At 65.4% G+C, this 18,655-nt stretch carries 25 protein-coding genes, 1 tRNA gene and 1 pseudogene; 9 read left to right on the forward strand and 18 right to left on the reverse strand.

All coding sequences use genetic code 11. The annotated features are described in order from the left end of the window. Positions 1-22: 22 nt before the first annotated feature. Positions 23-535, reverse strand: a complete 513-nt coding sequence (locus ACSFDB_RS07735) for a hypothetical protein (protein ID WP_440770434.1) — start codon at positions 533-535, stop codon at positions 23-25. A 35-nt stretch (positions 536-570) separates the two neighbouring features. Beyond that, positions 571-1,323: a fumarylacetoacetate hydrolase family protein gene (locus ACSFDB_RS07740; protein WP_440770435.1), complete on the reverse strand. Its 753-nt coding sequence runs from the start codon at positions 1,321-1,323 to the stop codon at positions 571-573. A gap of 167 nt (positions 1,324-1,490) precedes the next feature. On the opposite strand from ACSFDB_RS07740, the gene ACSFDB_RS07745 reads away from it, so the two are divergent. Continuing rightward, entirely contained in the window at positions 1,491-1,739 is a 249-nt protein-coding gene (locus tag ACSFDB_RS07745; RefSeq protein ID WP_440770436.1) for a DUF8593 domain-containing protein, read from the forward strand. An 18-nt stretch (positions 1,740-1,757) separates the two neighbouring features. Here ACSFDB_RS07745 and ACSFDB_RS07750 read toward each other — a convergent pair. From ACSFDB_RS07750 to ACSFDB_RS07805, 12 genes and pseudogenes are all read right to left on the reverse strand, one after another. After that, positions 1,758-1,934: pseudogene (locus tag ACSFDB_RS07750) on the reverse strand (amidohydrolase family protein); the annotation flags it as partial. A gap of 238 nt (positions 1,935-2,172) precedes the next feature. After that, a complete protein-coding gene (locus ACSFDB_RS07755) occupies positions 2,173-2,388 on the reverse strand; it encodes a hypothetical protein (protein ID WP_440770437.1) in 216 nt (71 codons plus the stop codon). A gap of 127 nt (positions 2,389-2,515) precedes the next feature. Then, positions 2,516-2,938: a DUF8009 family protein gene (locus tag ACSFDB_RS07760; protein WP_440770438.1), complete on the reverse strand. Its 423-nt coding sequence runs from the start codon at positions 2,936-2,938 to the stop codon at positions 2,516-2,518. A 58-nt stretch (positions 2,939-2,996) separates the two neighbouring features. After that, positions 2,997-3,746, reverse strand: coding sequence for an adenosylcobinamide amidohydrolase (locus ACSFDB_RS07765; protein ID WP_440770439.1), 750 nt, complete (start codon positions 3,744-3,746; stop codon positions 2,997-2,999). After that, positions 3,743-4,846, reverse strand: coding sequence for a threonine-phosphate decarboxylase CobD (gene cobD / locus ACSFDB_RS07770; protein WP_440770440.1), 1,104 nt, complete (start codon positions 4,844-4,846; stop codon positions 3,743-3,745). Before cobD ends, ACSFDB_RS07765 begins: the two co-directional genes overlap by 4 nt. After that, entirely contained in the window at positions 4,836-5,903 is a 1,068-nt protein-coding gene (locus ACSFDB_RS07775; RefSeq protein ID WP_440770441.1) for a nicotinate-nucleotide--dimethylbenzimidazole phosphoribosyltransferase, read from the reverse strand. Before ACSFDB_RS07775 ends, cobD begins: the two co-directional genes overlap by 11 nt. Position 5,904: 1 nt before the next feature. Next, on the reverse strand, positions 5,905-6,504 hold the full coding sequence (locus ACSFDB_RS07780) for an NTP transferase domain-containing protein (protein ID WP_440771091.1): 600 nt from the start codon (positions 6,502-6,504) through the stop codon (positions 5,905-5,907). Continuing rightward, positions 6,504-7,259, reverse strand: a complete 756-nt coding sequence (gene cobS, locus ACSFDB_RS07785) for an adenosylcobinamide-GDP ribazoletransferase (RefSeq protein WP_440770442.1) — start codon at positions 7,257-7,259, stop codon at positions 6,504-6,506. The genes ACSFDB_RS07780 and cobS overlap by 1 nt, the downstream gene beginning before the upstream one ends. After that, positions 7,256-8,338: an adenosylcobinamide-phosphate synthase CbiB gene (cbiB, locus tag ACSFDB_RS07790; RefSeq protein WP_440770443.1), complete on the reverse strand. Its 1,083-nt coding sequence runs from the start codon at positions 8,336-8,338 to the stop codon at positions 7,256-7,258. The genes cobS and cbiB overlap by 4 nt, the downstream gene beginning before the upstream one ends. Positions 8,339-8,405: 67 nt before the next feature. Then, a complete protein-coding gene (locus ACSFDB_RS07795) occupies positions 8,406-9,044 on the reverse strand; it encodes an HAD family hydrolase (protein WP_440770444.1) in 639 nt (212 codons plus the stop codon). Positions 9,045-9,223: 179 nt separating this feature from the next. After that, positions 9,224-9,835, reverse strand: a complete 612-nt coding sequence (locus tag ACSFDB_RS07800) for a translation initiation factor IF-2 subunit beta (RefSeq protein WP_440770445.1) — start codon at positions 9,833-9,835, stop codon at positions 9,224-9,226. A gap of 91 nt (positions 9,836-9,926) precedes the next feature. After that, positions 9,927-10,313, reverse strand: a complete 387-nt coding sequence (locus ACSFDB_RS07805) for a DUF5789 family protein (RefSeq protein WP_440770446.1) — start codon at positions 10,311-10,313, stop codon at positions 9,927-9,929. 169 nt (positions 10,314-10,482) lie between these two features. Here ACSFDB_RS07805 and ACSFDB_RS07810 point away from each other — a divergent pair, with 169 nt between their 5' ends. Then, positions 10,483-10,683 carry a hypothetical protein gene (locus ACSFDB_RS07810; RefSeq protein WP_440770447.1) on the forward strand — a complete coding sequence of 67 codons (201 nt, stop codon included), beginning with the start codon at positions 10,483-10,485 and terminating at the stop codon, positions 10,681-10,683. Between the two features lie 331 nt (positions 10,684-11,014). Here ACSFDB_RS07810 and ACSFDB_RS07815 read toward each other — a convergent pair. Beyond that, positions 11,015-11,088: transfer RNA gene (locus tag ACSFDB_RS07815), tRNA-Tyr, on the reverse strand. A 129-nt stretch (positions 11,089-11,217) separates the two neighbouring features. Between ACSFDB_RS07815 and ACSFDB_RS07820 the strand changes: the two genes are divergently transcribed. The 5 genes from ACSFDB_RS07820 to ACSFDB_RS07840 all read left to right on the forward strand — a co-directional run bounded on the left by ACSFDB_RS07820 (position 11,218) and on the right by ACSFDB_RS07840 (position 14,931). After that, positions 11,218-11,880 carry a double zinc ribbon domain-containing protein gene (locus ACSFDB_RS07820; RefSeq protein ID WP_440770448.1) on the forward strand — a complete coding sequence of 221 codons (663 nt, stop codon included), beginning with the start codon at positions 11,218-11,220 and terminating at the stop codon, positions 11,878-11,880. 196 nt (positions 11,881-12,076) lie between these two features. After that, on the forward strand, positions 12,077-12,256 hold the full coding sequence (gene cdrS / locus ACSFDB_RS07825) for a transcriptional regulator CdrS (RefSeq protein WP_006090142.1): 180 nt from the start codon (positions 12,077-12,079) through the stop codon (positions 12,254-12,256). A 2-nt stretch (positions 12,257-12,258) separates the two neighbouring features. Next, complete coding sequence (ftsZ, locus tag ACSFDB_RS07830) at positions 12,259-13,434, forward strand: cell division protein FtsZ (RefSeq protein WP_090303102.1); 1,176 nt, start codon at positions 12,259-12,261, stop codon at positions 13,432-13,434. 179 nt (positions 13,435-13,613) lie between these two features. After that, positions 13,614-14,399 carry a nucleotidyltransferase family protein gene (locus tag ACSFDB_RS07835; protein ID WP_440771092.1) on the forward strand — a complete coding sequence of 262 codons (786 nt, stop codon included), beginning with the start codon at positions 13,614-13,616 and terminating at the stop codon, positions 14,397-14,399. A gap of 97 nt (positions 14,400-14,496) precedes the next feature. Beyond that, positions 14,497-14,931 carry a hypothetical protein gene (locus ACSFDB_RS07840; RefSeq protein WP_440770449.1) on the forward strand — a complete coding sequence of 145 codons (435 nt, stop codon included), beginning with the start codon at positions 14,497-14,499 and terminating at the stop codon, positions 14,929-14,931. A gap of 21 nt (positions 14,932-14,952) precedes the next feature. Here the strand turns inward: ACSFDB_RS07840 and ncsA are convergent, their stop codons facing one another. From ncsA to ACSFDB_RS07855, 3 genes are all read right to left on the reverse strand, one after another. Next, positions 14,953-15,912, reverse strand: coding sequence for a tRNA 2-thiolation protein NcsA (gene ncsA, locus ACSFDB_RS07845; protein WP_440770450.1), 960 nt, complete (start codon positions 15,910-15,912; stop codon positions 14,953-14,955). A 58-nt stretch (positions 15,913-15,970) separates the two neighbouring features. Then, positions 15,971-16,510 (reverse strand): NUDIX hydrolase, encoded by a 540-nt coding sequence (locus ACSFDB_RS07850; protein ID WP_440770451.1) that lies wholly within the window; start codon positions 16,508-16,510, stop codon positions 15,971-15,973. 325 nt (positions 16,511-16,835) lie between these two features. Further along, positions 16,836-17,579, reverse strand: coding sequence for an alpha/beta fold hydrolase (locus ACSFDB_RS07855; protein WP_440770452.1), 744 nt, complete (start codon positions 17,577-17,579; stop codon positions 16,836-16,838). 146 nt (positions 17,580-17,725) lie between these two features. On the opposite strand from ACSFDB_RS07855, the gene ACSFDB_RS07860 reads away from it, so the two are divergent. Together ACSFDB_RS07860 and ACSFDB_RS07865 are read left to right on the forward strand one after the other, a co-directional pair. Next, positions 17,726-18,388: a DUF7095 family protein gene (locus ACSFDB_RS07860; protein WP_440770453.1), complete on the forward strand. Its 663-nt coding sequence runs from the start codon at positions 17,726-17,728 to the stop codon at positions 18,386-18,388. Positions 18,389-18,462: 74 nt separating this feature from the next. Next, positions 18,463-18,642 carry a hypothetical protein gene (locus ACSFDB_RS07865; protein WP_440770454.1) on the forward strand — a complete coding sequence of 60 codons (180 nt, stop codon included), beginning with the start codon at positions 18,463-18,465 and terminating at the stop codon, positions 18,640-18,642. Positions 18,643-18,655 lie beyond the last annotated feature (13 nt).

The following is an 18,655-nucleotide window of genomic DNA, read 5'->3' on the forward strand; positions in this document are numbered from 1 at the left end:
CCATTTCGGGCGGCAAACGGCGCTACAGTTCTCGGTCCGAGTCCGGATTCTCGAGCTCCCAGAGCACCTCCGGCAGGAACGCCTCGAGATTGTCGATGACGCTCCGATCGCTGACGTTCAGTCCCTCGCAGTGCTCGTGGGCCGAGTCCCGAATGTCGACGTGGAGGTCGCCGTCCTCGAGCCAGACGCCGAGCGGGAAGACGGAGCATCTGGTCGGTTTCCAGTCCTCCTCGAGATGCAGCGAACAGAGGCCGTCCTCGCGGAGGAAGGCACAGGCGCAGCCGTCGTCCGCGACGTGGTCGTCCCGGTCTTTCTCCTCGCGGGTGACGAACTTCTCGCCGCGAAAGTCGGTCGTGGTCTCGGCGAGGTTCGCCCGCTGGGCTAACTCGAGCAAGTCCTGATCGTAGAGCAAGACCCCGTGTTGGCAACACCAGGTACACTCTTCGACGCATTCGAAGGTAAGGTCGGGATCGAACTCGACGACGACCTCTCGGTCGGGGTAGACTTCGACGCGTCGCGTGGCGTCAGCGCTCACGTGTTTGGCGAGGCGGTTCGGCCTGAAGTGCCTTTCTACCGACCGCTACTCGTGGCCGAGCGGCCCCGTTCGCTCGAGTCGACGACCGTATTCCGAAGCGTCCCGACACCGTCGTAGGTGATCTCGACGGTGTCACCGGGTTCGACCAGTCCGGGGTTGGCGGGACTTCCGAACGCGACCACGTCGCCGGGTCGGAAGGTGAATCGTCGCGAGAGATACGAGATGATCTCGTGGGGGTCGAACAGCATCAGTTCGGTGTTGGCCTCCTGCCGGCGCTCGCCGGCGACGTCGGTCCACATGTCGATGCCCGTCGGATCGACCGCGGTTTCGATCCACGGCCCGAGCGGGCCGGAGCCGTCGAACGCCTTGCGGGCGGTTCGACCCTGCTGATCGAGCGCGTCCATATCGTTCATGATCGTGTAGCCGCGCACGACATCCGACACCTCGTCTTCCGAGAGGTTTCGGCAGGGTTCGTCGATGACCGCCGCGAGTTCGCCGGCGTAGGTGAGTTCGTCGGTGAACTCGGGGTAGGGAATGGGGTCCCGATGGCCCAGCACCGACGCCGGCGGCTTGATGAAGAAGTCGGGTTCGTCCGGCCGTTCGTACTCCATCTGATCGAGCGTCGCCGCGTAGTTCCGACCGACGCAGTACAGCGCCGAGGGCTCGCAGGGCGGCAGAAAGGTCCCGTCGACGCCGACCTCGTACGCGCCGTCGTCACCGTGAACGACGCCGTCCTCGTACTGTCCAGTAACCGGTCCGTCGTCCGTCGCGATCCGCGCGAGTTTCATTACCGGCGGTCTCGAGTCCAGCCCGGTAGTGGTATCGATTCGAGCGCAGATCGGTTCGAAGCTCCGACTCCGTCGGCGGCTCGCGTTCCGCCGTCGATCACGTCGACTGACGAACACAGGCACATGTGGGTCCGGCGTATACCCTCGTCGATCGGTAACGGGGGAGTATGTGCGCCAACTTCACGGTCGACGACGAGGGGAAGCCGGTCGTCAACACGAACGGAACGGAGATCGGCGTCGTTCAGGACGTCGACGCGGGCGTCGCGTACGTCGAACCCGGACCGGAGATGACCGACTCGATCAAATCACGACTCCAGCGGGATCGAGAGGTCGCCGATGGGATGGAGAACTACCAGCTCGACGAGGAGTACGTCGACGAGGTCACGGCCGAGGAGATCCGGCTGCAGCGATTCTGATCGGTCGCCGTCCGATTTTCACCGGAGCAGTCCCTCGAGGTTCCGGTACCGGATATTCGCCCATGCCTCCATCGACAGCTCGAACCGATCGAACAGCTCGAACTGTGGCACCTCCTGGTCCGGCGCGAGGAAGTCCGTCCCGAACACCAGCTGCTCGTGGTGGTCCTCGAGAAACCCCTGTGCGTACGCCTCGTCGGCGTTCGGCTCGGTCCCACGGCCCGTTGCGCCTGCCGACGACGGGGCGACTCCGGCGACGCCAACAATGACGACGAGACCAGCGCCGCTCTCGAGGACACGTCGCCGCGTCGTCGGACCGCGCGAGCGTCTCCCCTCTCGGTCTCGAGTGTCGGTCATGCGCCCACCTCCCACGGTTCCGGTGAAAACGGTGGGGGTACAAGTAGCGCATCTGACCGATTCGCGGCGTGGGTCTCGCTCAGTCCTCGAGGACGAGGTAGGTCCGCGCGCCGCGGTGTTCGAGCGAGACGAACTCCGTGTCGACGTTCGACTCGACGAACTCCTCGATTCCGGCGGCGTGCAGGTCCGTGACATCGATACGGCGTCGTTCCGGCTCCGGCTCGAGTGTGGTTACCGTGTCGGTGCTCTCGGTCTGCTCGGTTCGGTCCTCACTCCGGTCGACGATCAGTGCCATACTGGTCAATGAGACGGATAGTACGTTAATCCGATCCACCCGGAGTGAAAGTGAAAGTGCAGGACAGCGTACGTGTGCCGTGGAATATCGAGCGCCGCGACGAGAACGGGTCTCAGTTCAGGTCGCGCTATCCGACCCGTTTGATCTCGACTGAATGGGGTCCGTCGCCGGTCTCGAGCGTGATCTCGTCGACGATCGCCTCTCGCGCGCGTTCCTGCCACGCCTCGACCGCCTCGCCGTGTCTCTGTCGGACACGATCCATCTTGTTCGGATCGACGTCCTCGAGTTCGGTCTCGAGCGTGGGATAGTTGGCAACGACGTCGTCATCGATGACCGCTTGCGGGGCGACGTGGACGGCACCGGTCAGTTCGGTGTCGTCGAGGCGGTATACGTGAATACGCGCCCGCATCCGGCCGTGAAACGGCGGCGTCACGCGGAGCACGGCCTCGCCCGGGTTCTCCTGGGTATACGCGTAGGCGTCGGCGGCGTCCGCCGGCGAGAGCGCGAGCGAACGGATCGCCGTCGGATCGTCGGCTTCGTCCCCGGCCATTGTCGGGATGTTCGCCTCGAGACGGGTTAACGTTTCGAGCCGGGACGCAACAGCGCGCTCACCGCGTCGGTCGAAAAACCGTCGCCCGAACGTCGGTCGAGACGCCGTACGTCGCGTCCGCGAACGAGTCGGGAAGGGTCTCGTCGCGATCCTCGTAGTGTGCCCGAAGCGAAGCGGAGACGGCCTCTCGAACGCAGGCGCGCGTCGCCGCACCGACGTCGGTACCGCTGCCGGAGAACTCGGCGCGCTCGCCCGTCGGGTCGTGGCCGACGACGACGGCGTCCGTCGTCGTGCCGGGAAACCCAGTGTCGGCGAGCAAGGTCGCGGCTTTCGCCTCGGCGGCGACGGCGATCAGGTTCGCCAGCGCGCCGGGTGCGAGCGACCGCGTCGTCCCGACGATCACGTTGACGGTTCCGCGCCCCGGGTGGGAGCGCGAGTCCGGGCGAGAGCCGTCGCTCACCGACTGCTCGTCGGGATCCATCGGTAACGCCGCGGGGTTCGAGATGCCGGCTGTCGCGTAGGCCGTGACGGGACCGTACCGGGCTCCGCGGGCGTCCGCCTGATCGACCCCGGTGAGCAGAACCGGGCCACCGCTGGCGTGAGAAAATTCCGCCTGCTCGAGGCGCTCGGCGACGTACGCTCCGAGATCCGTCCGATCCCACCCCTCGGGTACCGAGACGTTGTACGCGCAGTCGGCCGTCCGTCGGCCGCCGTTCCAGCCGGTCGAGAGCCACTCGGTCTCGGACCGGTGTACCTGGAGGACGCCGTCGCGACAAACTGAATCGTACGCTGCATCGGAATCCGTCATTTGGACGTCGTCCCCGTGTCGGTGTCGTCGTCCGCCTCAGTCTCGTCGCCCTCGTCGACACGACGTTTACCGTCCTCGAGCACCGCAAGCGACGCGAGCAGTCGGTCGTTCCGTTCGCGATCCTTGACGGCGACGCGAACGTGCGAGTCGAGACCTCGGAATGTCCTCGCGTCGCGGATGGCGACACCGTTCTCGCGAGCGGACACGATCACGTCGTCGACGCTGCGGTCGCCAACGTCACACAGCAGGTACGGTGCGTCCGACGGCACGACGTCGAATCGCCGCTCGAGCGCCTCGCGCATCCGCTCGCGCTCGTGTTCGACGCGTTCGCGCGTATCGCGGACGAACGTGTCCTGACGCAGACAGTACGCACCGACGCGTGCGGCCGGCGTGCCGAGCGACCACGCGCGACGGGCCGTCTCGAGCGCGTCTTGCCGCTCGCCGGTCGCGACCGCAAATCCCGCTCGCAGCCCCGGCAGCCCGAACAGTTTGGTCAGCGAACGGGCGACGATCACGTGCTCGGCCTCGAGTCGGGCCGCTGACGACAGATCCGTAAAGCCGAGAAACGCCTCGTCGACCAACAGCGTCGTTCCCGCCTCGCCACAGCGGGCCGCAAACGCCGCCAGCGCGTCCGGATCGGTCGCCTCGCCGGTGGGGTTGTTCGGCGTGCAGACCACCGCGAGCCGACAGTCCTCGAGAAGTCCGTCGTCCACCGCCAGTAGCTCGTCGTGTGGGACGAATCGAGGCGACGCACCCTGTAAACGCACTTCGCGGGCGTACTCGCCAAAACTCGGGTACGGAACCAGGGCCTCGTCGCCCGGCTCGAGCGAACACTCCATCGCCAGTCGAATCGCGGCCAGTCCGCCAGGCGTGGGGATCACTCGGCCCGGCTCGCACCCGACGAACGCGGCCGCGGCGGCACGGAAGTCGGGATAGTCGTCGTCGGGGTACCTGCGGGACGCCTCGAGCGCCCCTTCGTACACCGCTTCGACGCCGTCTGGTGTGTACGGGTTGGTGTTGGCCGAGAAGTCGAGGACGTTTCGGTCGGTCTCGCCGCCGTGGGGGACGCGGTCCCCGGTTCGTATCGAGTCAGGGTGCACGATCACCCTCCGGATTCGAGTTCGTGGATTCGGCGGTGTTTCCGTTTCCGCTCCCGTTCCCGTCGTCGTCCTTGTCCTCGATACCGAGACGCCCGCAGACCGCCTCGAATCGATCCAGAACAGCATCCATCCGCTCGTCGGGGACGAGCGAGAGCGCGCCGCCCATCGCGACGCCCTCTTTCGCCACGCCCGCGCAGTAACGCTCCATGGAGACGTGATCGCGCGCGTCGAAGCCGGGATCGGTGACGGTCAACTGGCAGTTCAGCCGATAGCAGGCCTCGCCGAGCCGGTCGCCCTGCTCGCGCTCGACGAACGAGGTGGTCGCGATCGAGAACGGTGCGCCGACGCCGGCGTGGCGTAAGACGGTCGCGACGGCCACCATCTGCGTGCCGCCGGCGAGGGTGATGTCGATCCCCGACTCGAGCGCGCCGGCGGCGATTCCCGCGACGGTCGCCTGCACGGGATCGCCGACGGCCCGGATCGCCTCGAGCGGGCAGCCGTCGAAGCTCCCGGCCGACGCGTCGCTCGCGGCGAGGGCTTCGTCGACGACCTGCCGTTTACGTTCGATTGGGTTTTTCGGGAGCGAGGAGGAGACGCCGGCCGGTTCGCCGAGCGCGGTGAGGACGCCGAGCGCCGTCGTCGTGCCGCCGGGGACCGTCTCGCCGATCAGGAGTTCGTCGTCGGGCAGGCTCGCGCCGTAGGCGTGAGCGCGGTCGAAGATCGCCTGCGCGTCGGGGACGGCGACAGGGTCGCGAATGTCCGCTCCCGGGTCGACGCCGAGGTCGACCGTGGGTGCGCCGGTCGGCTGTGCGAGACCGGCGTCGACGACCGAGACGTCGAAGTCGATCACCTCGCGGACAGCTCGCGTCACCGCGGCCGGTGTCGGACAGCCGTTCGGACTCACCGGCGTGACGGGGGCCATCGTCGGCTCGCCGTACGCGAGAATCTCGACGTCCGCGGAGGGGGTATGCACCATCAGGTCCGGAGATGCGCCGGCGGCGCTGATGCCGTCGATCAGTGCAGTCTCAGTCGTCCCAGCGGGGAGGATCACGCGCATCTTATCGCTCCTCCGCGTCGGGACGCTGTAGTTCGTTCGCCGCGAGACGAGCGTCTTCGAGTCGGTTCACGTTGATCGCGAGTCGTGGGTCGTAGTGTACGTCTGTCATGGTCTGGGAATCGGATGCGTCGCCGACGACGTTGACCCCGGTCGGCGCGAGGTGGGTGTCGGGCTCGAGCGTCGACTCGACGCTCGCGCCGAGGCGGCGTTTGAGCGCGACGGGAACGCAGACGGTCCGCGAGGCGTCGCACTCGCCGTGAGTCGTGAGAACCCGGTCGATAACGGGTGCCTCGAGCAGCGGGAGGTCCGCGGCGACGGTCAACACCGGCGTCGAGACGGCGGGTCGATCGAGGAGGGTCATCAGATCGGCCACGTAGCCGTCGCCGGCCGTCTCAAGAATCGTCACGGTCGGGGTTTCGCCGTCGCCACGCTCGAGATGAGCGCGGCTCTCCGGGGCGTTCGACGAGACGGCGGCGTAGATCGTCTCCACGCGACTCCCCTCGAGCGCCGCCAGCACACGGTCGACCATCGCGACGCCGTCGATCGGGTGGAGCGGCTTCTCGTGGGCGCTCTCGAGGCGGGTGCCCTTCCCGCCGCACATCACGATAGCGTCCACGCGATCACCCCCAAATGGACGCCGGCGAGGCGGCCGATCTCGTTGGCCGCGCCGAAGACGTCGCCGTTGATGCCGCCGAGGTGGCGATTCGCCCAGTACCAGGGGAGGGCAACGCCGGCAACGGCCCCCGAGAGCGCGACCGCAGCGATCGGGTGGGGCCAGGAAAGGAGGGCTGCCGGGAGCGCGACGCCGACGGGTGCGACGAACGATGTTGGGACGGCCGCGGTCGTAAACTGCCGTCCCATACCGTCGTGGCTCGCGTGACCGAAACAGGCCATCGCCGCCATCCCGAGTTTCGTCCCGACTTCGGCGGCGATCGCAACGGCGATCGCGACGAAGACGGGGACCCCAGCGAGTCCGAGACCGGCAAGTGCGAGCCCCGTGACGGTGATCGCCACTGCGAGCACCGCACCGACGCCCGTCGTCGTATCCTTCAGGACCTCGCGGCGTCGGTCGGCGTCGCCGTGGACGACGAGCGCGTCGCCGAGATCTGCCACGCCGTCGAGGTGGTGGATTCCCATTACGGCGTACACCGCGAGCAGGTAGCCGAAGGCGACGGTCGGCGCAGCCAGCGTCTCGGTCGCCAGCAGCGGAATCGCCGCGATTGCGCCCGCGACGAATCCGACGACGGGGAACGCCGCCGGCCGCGTGCGAAACGCGTCCCAATCGCCGTCGTGATGGCCGACTGGCAACCGCGTCAGAAAGCCGAGCCCACCCCGAACGGCGGCGAGTAAACTCATCGACTCACCTCCGCAGGCCACGTAAACGCCGCGAAGACGACGTTAGATCCAGTCTCGAGAACCGCGGTAGGAGCTGTCGCTCCTACCTGCGTTCCCTCGAGCGTCGTCACGGCGATCGCCACCCCCGCGGCGAGAGCGATAGCGAGGAGCACCGACACGACGGCGGCCAGCCCGACCACGGAGACGGCTCGCTCGCCGTCAGCGACGCTCGGGAGATCGGCGTCGGTGTTGAGGTCGTACACGCCTGGCTTAGTGAGTCGAACTGAGAGCACGCAGGCGAGCGTCGCCATTGGCCATCCCGAGTTGGGCGACGGCGGATCGCGCGCCCACTCGCGTGCGCGGAGCACCGCGAACGGGTCGGCTCCGGCGACGGCGATCGCGACCGCGGTGATTCGGGCGGGGAGCCACATCACGAGATCGTCGAGTCGCGCACTCCCGGTGCCGTGCGGTTTCGAGGGATAGCCGAGCATCGAGTCCAGCGTGTTGACGCCCTTGACCCACGCCGCGGCCGCCGCGGCCGCCGGCAGCGAAATCGGGGCGAGCAGGGCGAAGGGAAGCAACGTCGCGACCAGTCCGTCCGCGAGGTTTTCGCCGGCGCTCTCGACGGCTGCACTGCGGATTTCGGCGGGCGAGAGCGACGAAGTGTCGCGACCGACGAGGCCACGGACCTGCTCGCGAGCCCTCTCGAGGCCATCGTCGGTATCGTCAGTCGTTCCGTCGGTACGGAACTCGTCACCGACGTCGGTTGCGGCCACGACCGTCTGGGTCAACTCGAGCAGCGAGCGCAGGCTCGTAGTCAGAAAGAGCACGAGGCCGGCGACGATCGCACCCGCGAGCGGAGACGCTGCACTCGCCAGCACGACGAATCCACCCGAGACAACGGCCGGAATCAGCGGTGCAAACAGGGCGATCCCGACACCAGCCAGTCGCTGGCCACCGTCAGTATCGGCCCACTCCGTATCGAGCGCGCCGACCAAACGGCCGAACCAGGCCACCGGATGGAGCGCGTTCGGGGGCTCACCGATCAGCAGGTCCAGACTGAACGCCAGTCCGAACAGTGCGATCGTCGTCAGTATCACGGTCGTCCCTCCCGGGGCTCGGCGAGGTAGCGCGCTCCGCTCAGACCCTCACCATCCCGTCGCGCAGTCATGACTTCTCTGACTCCGCGACCGTCGCCAGCCGGGACGGGATCGTCTCGAGCGGGTGTTCCTCGAGTAACAGTGCCGTCCCGCCGACTGCCTCGACACCGCCGTCGGTCCGGGAGTCGTCGCCGACGTGGACGAGTCGGTCCAGGTCAACCTCGAGCTGGGCGGCGGTGAGCTCGAAGATCTCGGGGGCGGGTTTCCGCCAGCCACAACCGACGCTCGTTACGATGGCGTCGAACTCGTCGCGATCGAACGCGGATCGGACGAGCGTTCGGCCGACAAGTTCCGGAACGCTGCAGTTCGAACAGATCGCGACGGGACCCCGCTCGAGTGCCGCGTCGACGGCCGCTCTGGCGCCGGCTCTGGTCTCGACATCGGGATCGAACGCGGCGACGACCGCCCGTCGGACCGCGTTGTGCTCGTAGCTGACCTCGCGACTCGCGAGCGCGTGCGAGACGTGAGCGGGCAACGGTACCTCCGCACCCTCGGGCGCGTCGACGTGTGGCTCGGCGTACGCGTCGGCCCAGTCGTCCGGCACGTCGACGTCTCGCTTCTCGAGTTCAGTCGCGACGGCTGCGGCTGGATCGGACGGTCTGTCGGCGGTCACGAGCGTCCCGAAGAGGTCGAACGATACTCCCACGTACGTGTGACTAGCACAAACTATCTTTAATTTCGCGGTCCGCACTGGGACCCGTTGCCATCGACTAGTGGATCCACAGAAAGTCGCACAACGCTCCGAAACGGAATCGCCGGTTAGGGGACGAGCGCCCCTCAAAAACCCGTCGGCGGTAACCGACCGAAACCGACTCGTCCGACCGATCAGGCGAGTCGGGAGAACGCGAGGTTGCCGGAGATGTTCTTGATGTAGATTTCGACGACGTCGCCCTCTTCGGCGCCGGGAACGAAGATGGTGTACTTGCCTTTCTCGGCGACACCGTCGCCCTTGCGGCCGGTGCCGGTGATCTCGACGGTGTAGGTCTTCCCCTCCTCGACGGCGTCGGCCTGCTGCTGTTGCTGGCTGCTCGTCGAGCGCTTGGTGACGGGACGGAACGCACCGCAGGCGTCACAGCGCAACATCGGCGTACGGTCCTCGCGGACGAGGCGGGTGTCCGGCAAGCCACACTCCGAACAGAGCACGTACTCGTCGATGTAGGCCTCGACGGCGACGTCGAAGTCCTGCTCGGAGAACGTCCCGTTGTACCGGCCGCGGCCCTCCTCGAACTTGCCGCTGGTCCCCATCTCTCGCTGGATGAATCGGTGGAGATGTTCGGCTTCGCGGGAGAGGACGTCGGCAATGTCGCCGAGGTTCGTAAACCGCGTAAATGCACCGTCCTTCTGGGTCTGGGCGTCCGGAATCTGCAGTCGTTCCTCGTCGCCGCCGATGTCCGGAACATCCTCCATCGCTCGGTCGAGACTCGCTTCGTAATCCATACTCGAGAGCAGACGACGCTGACGTAAATCGGTTCTGCTATCACGATCGGGGGCGGGCGTAGCGTCGCTCGAGCCCCTGTAGCTCACCCGCTCAGAGCGAGTCGCCGCCGCTCTCGCTGATCGATCCCTGGCTCTCTGCGTCCAGCCCGGTGAGATCTCGCTCGGTGTTGGCCTCGTTCGGACTCCCCGCCTGGCCGGTGATCTCGCCGTAGACCGCCTCCCGGACTTCTTCGGGAGTGTCGTACTGCTCGCCCGCCAGCCGATCGAAAACGCTCCCCAGTGACTCCGTCTCGTTGGGCATGTCGATCGGCTCGTTTCCGTACTCCGCGGCGATCTCCTCGCTCGTGGTCGGATACTCGAGCTCGCTGAGATGACGCTCGACGTCGTCGAGGATCGACTCGGTCTCGTCGGCCCGCTCGGACTTGCGCTGCTCGGCGCGGTCCTGTGCGCGGTCGCGGCTCGGACCCTCATTTCTCATACCCGTGGTATCTCCGGCCGACGGAAAAGCGACCGGCCAGCGATCGCCTGTGTTCGCACACCCACGCGAGGCCCGTACGGCTGTTGTCACGACAGTCGTAACGACGGTGTTGTCGCTTGTGTCCTCCGATTACACTCTTGAGTGACCTCTCGATACTCGACACCACGCTATGGCCGACGGCGACGAGAATCAACGGAGTATCGCCATGTGTGAGGAATGCGGTGCCCTCTACGCCGCTCTCGAGATCAGCGAGGACGATTTCCGCCCCATCGGCAGACGCGACGGCTGTCAATGCGGGAGCCTGGAGTTTACGCCCGTCGACGAATCGGTCTCGGATATCGACCTCGAGGACGACGTACCCGACGAGTGATCCGGTCTCGGTGAGTCGGTAGAACGGTCTGTAAGACGAGTGTCTCACAGCGGTGTGGCTCGAGGAACTCTTCCGTTTAAATGGCCGCTCGAACGCTGTTTCTCCCCGGATTGAACAGTTGGAAGCCGTTCCGGACGTGCGGCGCTGCGCGTCGTTCTGGGACTGCGACTCACGAGTACAAATCGTATTGGTCAGAGTGTCTCCGAAAATCCGCCCTCCCCGATTTGAACAGATGGAAGACGGTCCGCCTCGCTTCGCTCGGCGGCTGCGACTTCCGTGTTCAAATCGGCTCGGTTGGACGTTTGACTGCTCACGTTGTTCGCAGTAAAAGTCCGCCCTCCCCGATTTGAACGGGGGGCAAGTCGATCTACAGTCGACTGCTCTACCAGTCTGAGCTAAGGGCGGTTGCATTTCAACGTAGCCGCTCTGGATAACATAAGGGTTGTTATTCTCGGTGACGGGAGGCGTGTGACGGGTGGCATACGGTAGAATGATTGATATGGATAGAGCCACAATGTCATGTATATCACGGACATGAGTAAGATCACGTTCCGCGCCGACGACGACCTCGTCGAGCAGCTCGAGCGTCTCGACGTATCGAAGAGCGAAGCGATGCGTGAGGCGCTGCGAGCGTACCTCGACGGCTCCACGGGGGCCGGCCGAGGAGCGGAACGCGCGTCGATTAGCGAGCCGGAGTCGCCCGGCGCCATCGACGACCTGATCCGAACGCGTGTCGACGAACTGCTCGCGGATCGGCTCCACGAGTACGGACTCGACGAGACCCGACGGCAGGAGTACCGTACGCGCGGACGGAATACGGGTGACGTTACGATCAGTGTCTCACTCGAGAACGACCGGCGGATGCCGGAGCGGTCGGCTCGAGATGACCAGCGGGCTCAGACTGATACGCACGCACGCGGAGACGGCCACGCCAGTCACGGCGACGGAGCCAAACGGCCTGCCCGTGAGGACGCCGGCGAGCCGCAGTCGCTCGAGGACGAGCCGACGAGTCAGTGTGACCAGTGTGGGGAACACGTCGACGACGACCACGTTTACTGTCCGAACTGCGGCGAGAAGACCTCGCGACGACTGTTCTGTGACTGCGGTGACGAAATTCGGTCGGACTGGGCCTTCTGTCCGGGCTGTGGGCGTCGGACGCCGGCCGCTGACGTGCTCGGCCGTGACAGTCATACTTAAGAACCGGTGTAAGACACAGAAAGTCGTGTCCGACGAAAGCTTTATTGTCTATGCCAGTATTTCACTTATTCGCGTAAGACGGTCGTCTTACAACGGTCGGCAAACGCCGAAAAACGCCCGATGTCGGGCGAATCCGTGTAAGACACGCCGCGTCTGACAGGGGCGCGCGCCGTCTTACCCCAAAGGGAATACAACAATGGAGCGTGTGACACTGCGAATTCCGAAACAGCAGATCGATGAGGTAGAGCAGCTGGTCGACTCGGGCGAGTTCCCGAACCGGAGCGAGGCGATCCGGTCGGCTGTCCGAGAGATGATCAACGAACAACAGGACGCACCGAGCGAACAGACCGGCAAACGCAACTGGGCCAAGGTGTAACGATGCAGGATATCGTACAAGACGCCCTCGAAAACGCCGAACAGGAGTCCCGGGAGATGGAAGACATGGACGACGACGAGTTCGGCGATCCGCGGATCGTCATCGTCGGCTGTGGCGGTGCCGGTAACAACACCATCAACCGGCTGTACAACATCGGCGTCGACGGTGCTGATACCGTCGCGATCAACACGGACAAACAGCACCTCAAGATGATCGAGGCCGACACGAAGATCCTCGTCGGCAAGTCGCTCACGAACGGGCTCGGCGCCGGCGGCGATCCCTCGATGGGCGAACGCGCGACCGAGATGGCCCAGGGCACGGTCAAAGAGGTCCTCGGGGATGCAGACCTCGTGTTCGTGACCGCAGGCATGGGTGGCGGGACCGGTACCGGTGCCGCCCCCGTCGTCTCCGAAATCGCCAAAGAGCAGGGTGCGATCGTCGTCGGGATGGTCTCGACGCCGTTCAACGTCGAGCGTGCCCGAACGGTCAAGGCCGAAGAGGGTCTCGAGAAGCTGCGAGACCAGGCCGACTCGATCATCGTCCTCGACAACAACCGGCTGCTCGATTACGTCCCGAACCTCCCGATCGGCAAGGCGTTCTCGGTGATGGACCAGATCATCGCCGAAACCGTCAAGGGAATCTCGGAGACGATCACCCAACCCTCGTTGATCAACCTGGACTACGCGGACATGTCCACCATCATGAACCAGGGTGGCGTCGCCGTCATGCTGGTCGGTGAGACCCAGGACAAGAACAAGACCGACGAGGTGGTCAAGGACGCGATGAACCACCCGCTGCTCGACGTCGACTATCGCGGCGCGTCGGGTGGGCTCGTCCACATCACCGGCGGTCCCGACCTCACCCTCAAAGAGGCCGAAGGAATCGCAGACAACATCACCGAGCGCCTCGAGGCCTCGGCGAACGTGATCTGGGGCGCCCGGATCCAAGAGAACTACAAGGGCAAGGTCCGCGTCATGGCGATCATGACCGGCGTCCAGAGCGCCCAGGTGCTCGGCCCGACGACGCAGAAGCAGGCCGACAAATCGCGACAAAGCATCGAAGGCGTCAAAAACACCGACTTCGACGCGAGCAAGAACGTCGACAACGGGTTCAACGCTCACAGCGACGGCGGCCGCGAGGAACTCGATAAACAGAACGGCGTCGACGTCATCCGGTAATCGGCACGACTGACACACCACTGCAGTCACGGCAGACGTCCGACGGTACGCGACACACCACTTGACACACCACCTGCGTGCCGTTCGACGGCCGTTTTCGCCGTTCGCGACGCATCCTACGGGAACCTGATCCGATAGTCACAACAGTCGGTGTCGTGTACTATCCCGCCGAGCACCCGATGCACGCACTCGTCTTCGCCGCCGGCCGAGGAACCCGTTTACGTCCGTATACGGACCGAACGCCGAAACCGCTTCTCGAGATCAGTGGCGAACCGCTGCTCGGTCGAACGCTGCGATCGGTCGTAAACGCAGGCGTCGACGAAATCGTCATCGTGGTCGGCTATCGGGCCGGCGACGTGATCGACACCATCGGCACCGCGATCGACGGTGTCCCGATCAGGTACGCCGTACAGGACGATCGTCAGGGACTCGCCCACGCGGTCTGTGTGGCATTTGAGGACGGATACGGTATTGCTGCTCCCGAAGAGATCAACGAGAGCGGGGACGGACCGGCCCCTGCTGACGTACTGACCATCAACGGCGACAACGTGTTCGATAGCGACTGCGATCTCTCGAGACTGGTCGAGCGCCATCGCGACCCCGGCGTCGACGGAACGCTCTTGCTCGATCGCGTCGCGAGAAACGAGGCCGAGACGACGGCCCGCTGCGTGCTCGACGACGACGGGACGGTTCGGTCGGTCGAGTCCTCGGCAAGCGAACCCGAATCAGGGTATCTCGCCGGTGGCGTCCAGACCCACGACGCTCGGACGTTATTCGAGGCGTGTCGCGCGGTCGACCGAGGCGACAGCGGGGAGTACGAACTCGCGGACGCGCTCGAGGGACTGATCGCCGACGGCAGCCGATACGTCGGCATCGAACTCGCCGGCTGGCATCTGAACGTCAACACGCCGGCGGACTTAGAGCGAGCGCGCCGGTATTTCGGTGCGGACGATTCGATCCGGTAGTGACCGTCAGCGACATCGACCGGTCGACTGCGGAGGCGATGCCCGAGAACTTGTCCGATCGGAACCATTTAATGGAATCCAATAAACAGTATCCAGTATGTCCCTCCATACCGCCCTCCAGGTTATCGGGCTCCTCGCCGCTGGCTATCTCCTGTTCGTGGTGCTCCTCGCGATGGGGCCGATCGGTCTCATCGTTTTCGTACCGTTGCTCGCGATCGGTACCGTGCAGGTGTACCGAAATCGGACTCATCGGGGCGACTCCGATTCCGGCTCCAAGCGCCCGAACTACTGCCGACACTGCGGCGAAGCTGTCGATACCGATGCCTTCGGCGGCGACCAGGAGGGCGACGACCAGTGGGAGGTCCGGCACTGCTCGAACTGCGGTGCGCCGCTCGGGTCCGAAACGAAAATCGACCGTGAAAGCGACACCACCGAAGCCGGATCCGCGAGTCGCACGAAGAACTGTCCCGACTGCGGCGCGCCGAACGGTCCGGATCGAACGACGTGTACACACTGCGACGCTGCGTTGTGATAGCTGCCGGGTTTCACGGAATCAGACGAGCGACTCGAGCAGCGAGCACTTCCGACAGATCTCGCGGGTCGTCGTCGAGCCACACTCAGCACAGTCCTGCAGGTCGGCCCCGTCGTCGCCGCTGAACTCGTCGGACACGATGTTAGCCAACTCCTCGTAGCCCGAAAGAATCGAGTGACGGGTGCCGGGATGATTCTCCTCTAACCCGTAGAGCAACTGCTGGATCTCGCCGCGGTAGGCCTCGCTCGAGTGGGGACACTCCGTGATGTGGGCCGGAAGGTCGTTGACGTGAGCGTAGAGGGCGACTTCCTTCTCCGGGACGTCTCGCAGAGGCTTCGCCCGCGGGACGAACTCGTCCTGTTCGTCGCGCTCGGAGAGCGGGCCGAGGCTGGCGTCGAAGTGTTTCGCCATCTGTTCGACGTCGCCCTCGAGGAAGTTCATCATCGCCGTCTGGGCCTCGTCGTCGAGATTGTGGCCCGTCAGCAGGAGGTCGGCCTCGAGTTCGTCGGCGTAGTTCGACAGTAGATCCCGGCGGAAGACCCCACAGTACGCGCAGGCGGCCATGTTCTCCGGATCGTCCTCGACGACGTCGTCCATCCGGACGCCGAACTCCTCCTCGTAGCTGACGACCTCGTGGCGGATGCCGAGTTCGTCGGTCAGTTCGACGCAGGCCTCGAGGCTCTTGTCTCGGTAGCCTTCGATCCCCTCGTGGATCGTCAGCCCGACGAGTTCGATGCGGGGGTCCTCGGCGAACGTCTCGTGGAGGATTTCGGTGAGGACGACGCTGTCTTTCCCCCCGGAGAGGCCGATCACCCACGTCAGGGGCTCTTCGGGTGTTACGCCGTGGGGGACGAGGTCGTCCCGTCGGACCCGTCGGCGAACCCGCTTTTCGACCGACTCCCGAAAGTGATCCGTACAGAGGTGTGCCCCGGAGTAGGCGGCGTGCATAATTGCCTCCTCATCACACCGGTTACAGTCCATTAGCGGTCCGTTGACGGGCTATACCCATCACGGTTTCGTCTGCGCGAAGTGGTCCCCGTCAGTCGAAAAAGCGTCGAGTCCCCGGGGCCACGGCTGCATCGTCCGGAAGTTCCGCAAACCAGCCGACAGCGTGTGCCTCGGGGTGTTCGGCCGTCGTCTCAACGATACCGTCCCCGTCGACTTCCGGTGTGGCACCGAAGACGACGAAGGCCCGCGTCGTCGTTCGTTCGGTGCCCTCGAGTCGCGCCTCGTGGCACCACACGCCCACCAGTGAATCGAGCGTTATCTCGAGACCCGCTTGCGATTCGACCCAGTTCCGCGCGGCTGCAGCGTAGTCCTCATCAGCGCCGACCTCGGGTGTCGGAACTTTCAACGCACACTCCTCGGTGACGCGCATCAGCAAGACATCGCCATCGCCGTTCGTGACGCCGACGACGGCCATATCGTCCAGGGTCTCGAGCGTTTCGAACAGTTCGCTATTGACACGTTCCGTCTCCTCGTGAAACTGAACGTCGGGACGGTCGCGGAGGCGTTCGAGGTCGGTGATCGATTCGACAGTGCTGTTCGTCGCGGTCTCGTCCGTTGGGTTCGATGTCATGGGGGTTCGTCGATGCACGGGGCTGCAATCCGATTCGCGGCTGGTTTCTGTACGGTTCGTCAGGATACCTGATTGTTCAATCATCGGAACTATCGTACATAACAATTTCTCCGATTCGTTGCGGTACCCCGGAGCGCATCCTCGTCGGTCACGGACCCGGCATTCTCGAGGACGCCGCGGCTGCACTCGCTGACGCGCTCGGGAGTGCACGCCGCGGGCTCCCGCGTGCAGTGTTGACGAACGGCGGACCGTAACTGCGGGCGCTCGTCGATGCGCTCTAACCGACAGCGAACCACGGCATGTACAGCGCCGAACTGGGTGTGGCTCAGGCCGGAACCGGCTCCTCCTCGTCCGCTTCGTCCTCGTCATCTTCGACGGCGTCGGCGCCGTCCTCGAGTGCGGCGAGCAGCGTTTCCACGTGGCGCTCGCGGCTCGCGGAGGAGAACAGTTCGTGGCCGCCGTCGTAGAGGACGACGTGTTCGGCGGGGACGCGCTCGCCGATCGGGCGGAGGCTGACGACGGGATCGCGCAGCGAGCAGAAGACGACCGCGTCGTGGTCGATCGTTAGCAGCTCTTCCTGTGCGCGACGGGTCTCCCGGACGAACGCGGGCGATACCCAGTCCGGCGTCGTCGCGATCTGGTGATCGGTCGCCAGCTCGCCGAGGGCTTCGCGTCCCATCTCGCCGGCCGGGAGACACGGGAGCGTCGTCGGCAGCTTCGAGGCGACCTCCAGCAGCGGCTCCGAGTAGTCCGCGCCGTACCCCCACCACGGGCTCAGGTAGACGTGGTTCTCCGCACCGTCGAGCGCCTGTCCGACGAGCGCGCCCGCGCTGTGACCCAGCAGCTGGTACGGCTCGTCGAACTCGACGACGTACTCGGCGATCGGCTCGAGCCAGTCGGCTTTGAAATCGTCGATGTTGGTCGGCAGTTCGAACGCGTGCACCCGGTAGTCGGCCTCGGTCAGCGTGCCGATGAGCCAGCTGACGTTCTCGTGGGTCCAGCGGTTGCCCCAGCCCATGACGAAGACGAGCTCTTCGTCGCCGTCCTCGTTGAAGATGCGGTGTCTCATACCCTCGTGTTCGCCGGGAACTGATAAAAAAGGTGCTCTCTTGACACGTGTGGGAGGGGAAGGCACGGTCGGCGATGGCGCCGTCGAATCGGGCGCCCGGGAGCGCCGAAGAAACCGTTTTGCGACTCGAGTCCCCAGGTCGAGTAATGAATGGATTTGACCGCCACGACGCGGTCGACCGTCTCGAGCGACTCGTCGACACCGTCGAAGCGGAGCGAATGCCCGTCCCGGTGCGAGAGGTCTGGGCCTTCGGCGACGTCGCGCTCGGGCTCGACCCCGTCGAACGGCTCGACGTCTACCTGACGAAGGACATCCTGATGCGCGACGACAGCGCCGATGGCGCCGACCCGGACGCGACGTTCGCCGTCGACGGCGTCGGCAAGTCCGTCCGAGCCGACTGGGCCGCCGACCATCCGGAGTATCTTCGGGCGAACGCGAACGGTCACGCCGCGCCAGAGAAGTGTCTCGCCGCCCACCTGCTGGGCGATACCAGCGAGGAGGAGCCGATCCACCTCGAGGTCTGTAACGCCCCTTTCGAGGACAACGTCACCCAGCGGCTCCGCGGCGCGACGATGCGCGAGGATTATACCCAGTTGCTCGACCCCCGCGGGGTCTGTCTCTGGGCCGAGGGCACCCGCAGTGACGAGGCGTTCCGAAAGCTCCGCGAGAGCGAACTGGCGCTGCCGACGCTCTCGAGTGCCCTCGAGATGCTCGGAATGGACGAGGAGGCGGCCACGGACGCAGCCAAGGAACTCCACGCCTGGCGCGAGGAGCAAGAGGGCGTGACCGTGCGCGGCGACGTCGTCTGATCGGCGCCGGAACCGGCCTGCAAACGCACGTCCCGTGGCTTACACTTTTACTTGATCACACGAAAGGTGTCAACATGATTCGGAGAGTGATCGCCCGACTCCGCGAGTGGATCGCCGTCGAGGACGCCGAGGAGCGGATCGAGGGCTCCGGCGAGGCGATCACGTCGCCCCAGCACCGACGCTCTCCGGCAGCGGAACGGGAACTCGATCGACTCGGAGAACTGGACGACGAACACCGGCGCGACGACCCGTAACCCGCGTTTTCGT

It is taken from the genome of Natronorubrum amylolyticum (genome assembly GCF_052040145.1).
Classification (GTDB): domain Archaea; phylum Halobacteriota; class Halobacteria; order Halobacteriales; family Natrialbaceae; genus Natronorubrum.

Bases quoted from the DNA above. Each gene is read 5' to 3' on its own strand.
- ACSFDB_RS07860 (WP_440770453.1), top strand. From the start codon at position 17,726: ATGAATGGATTTGACCGCCACGACGCGGTCGACCGTCTCGAGCGACTC.
- cdrS (WP_006090142.1), top strand. From the start codon at position 12,077: ATGGAGCGTGTGACACTGCGAATTCCGAAACAGCAGATCGATGAGGTA.
- ftsZ (WP_090303102.1), top strand. From the start codon at position 12,259: ATGCAGGATATCGTACAAGACGCCCTCGAAAACGCCGAACAGGAGTCC.
- ACSFDB_RS07805 (WP_440770446.1), bottom strand. From the start codon at position 10,313: ATGAGAAATGAGGGTCCGAGCCGCGACCGCGCACAGGACCGCGCCGAG.
- ACSFDB_RS07820 (WP_440770448.1), top strand. From the start codon at position 11,218: ATGAGTAAGATCACGTTCCGCGCCGACGACGACCTCGTCGAGCAGCTC.
- ACSFDB_RS07840 (WP_440770449.1), top strand. From the start codon at position 14,497: ATGTCCCTCCATACCGCCCTCCAGGTTATCGGGCTCCTCGCCGCTGGC.
- ACSFDB_RS07780 (WP_440771091.1), bottom strand. From the start codon at position 6,504: ATGTGCGGCGGGAAGGGCACCCGCCTCGAGAGCGCCCACGAGAAGCCG.
- ACSFDB_RS07865 (WP_440770454.1), top strand. From the start codon at position 18,463: ATGATTCGGAGAGTGATCGCCCGACTCCGCGAGTGGATCGCCGTCGAG.
- cobS (WP_440770442.1), bottom strand. From the start codon at position 7,259: ATGAGTTTACTCGCCGCCGTTCGGGGTGGGCTCGGCTTTCTGACGCGG.
- ACSFDB_RS07755 (WP_440770437.1), bottom strand. From the start codon at position 2,388: ATGGCACTGATCGTCGACCGGAGTGAGGACCGAACCGAGCAGACCGAG.
- ACSFDB_RS07740 (WP_440770435.1), bottom strand. From the start codon at position 1,323: ATGAAACTCGCGCGGATCGCGACGGACGACGGACCGGTTACTGGACAG.
- ACSFDB_RS07850 (WP_440770451.1), bottom strand. From the start codon at position 16,510: ATGACATCGAACCCAACGGACGAGACCGCGACGAACAGCACTGTCGAA.
- ACSFDB_RS07855 (WP_440770452.1), bottom strand. From the start codon at position 17,579: ATGAGACACCGCATCTTCAACGAGGACGGCGACGAAGAGCTCGTCTTC.
- ACSFDB_RS07745 (WP_440770436.1), top strand. From the start codon at position 1,491: ATGTGCGCCAACTTCACGGTCGACGACGAGGGGAAGCCGGTCGTCAAC.
- ACSFDB_RS07810 (WP_440770447.1), top strand. From the start codon at position 10,483: ATGGCCGACGGCGACGAGAATCAACGGAGTATCGCCATGTGTGAGGAA.
- ACSFDB_RS07800 (WP_440770445.1), bottom strand. From the start codon at position 9,835: ATGGATTACGAAGCGAGTCTCGACCGAGCGATGGAGGATGTTCCGGAC.
- ACSFDB_RS07765 (WP_440770439.1), bottom strand. From the start codon at position 3,746: ATGACGGATTCCGATGCAGCGTACGATTCAGTTTGTCGCGACGGCGTC.
- ncsA (WP_440770450.1), bottom strand. From the start codon at position 15,912: ATGGACTGTAACCGGTGTGATGAGGAGGCAATTATGCACGCCGCCTAC.
- ACSFDB_RS07775 (WP_440770441.1), bottom strand. From the start codon at position 5,903: ATGCGCGTGATCCTCCCCGCTGGGACGACTGAGACTGCACTGATCGAC.
- ACSFDB_RS07835 (WP_440771092.1), top strand. From the start codon at position 13,614: ATGCACGCACTCGTCTTCGCCGCCGGCCGAGGAACCCGTTTACGTCCG.
- ACSFDB_RS07760 (WP_440770438.1), bottom strand. From the start codon at position 2,938: ATGGCCGGGGACGAAGCCGACGATCCGACGGCGATCCGTTCGCTCGCG.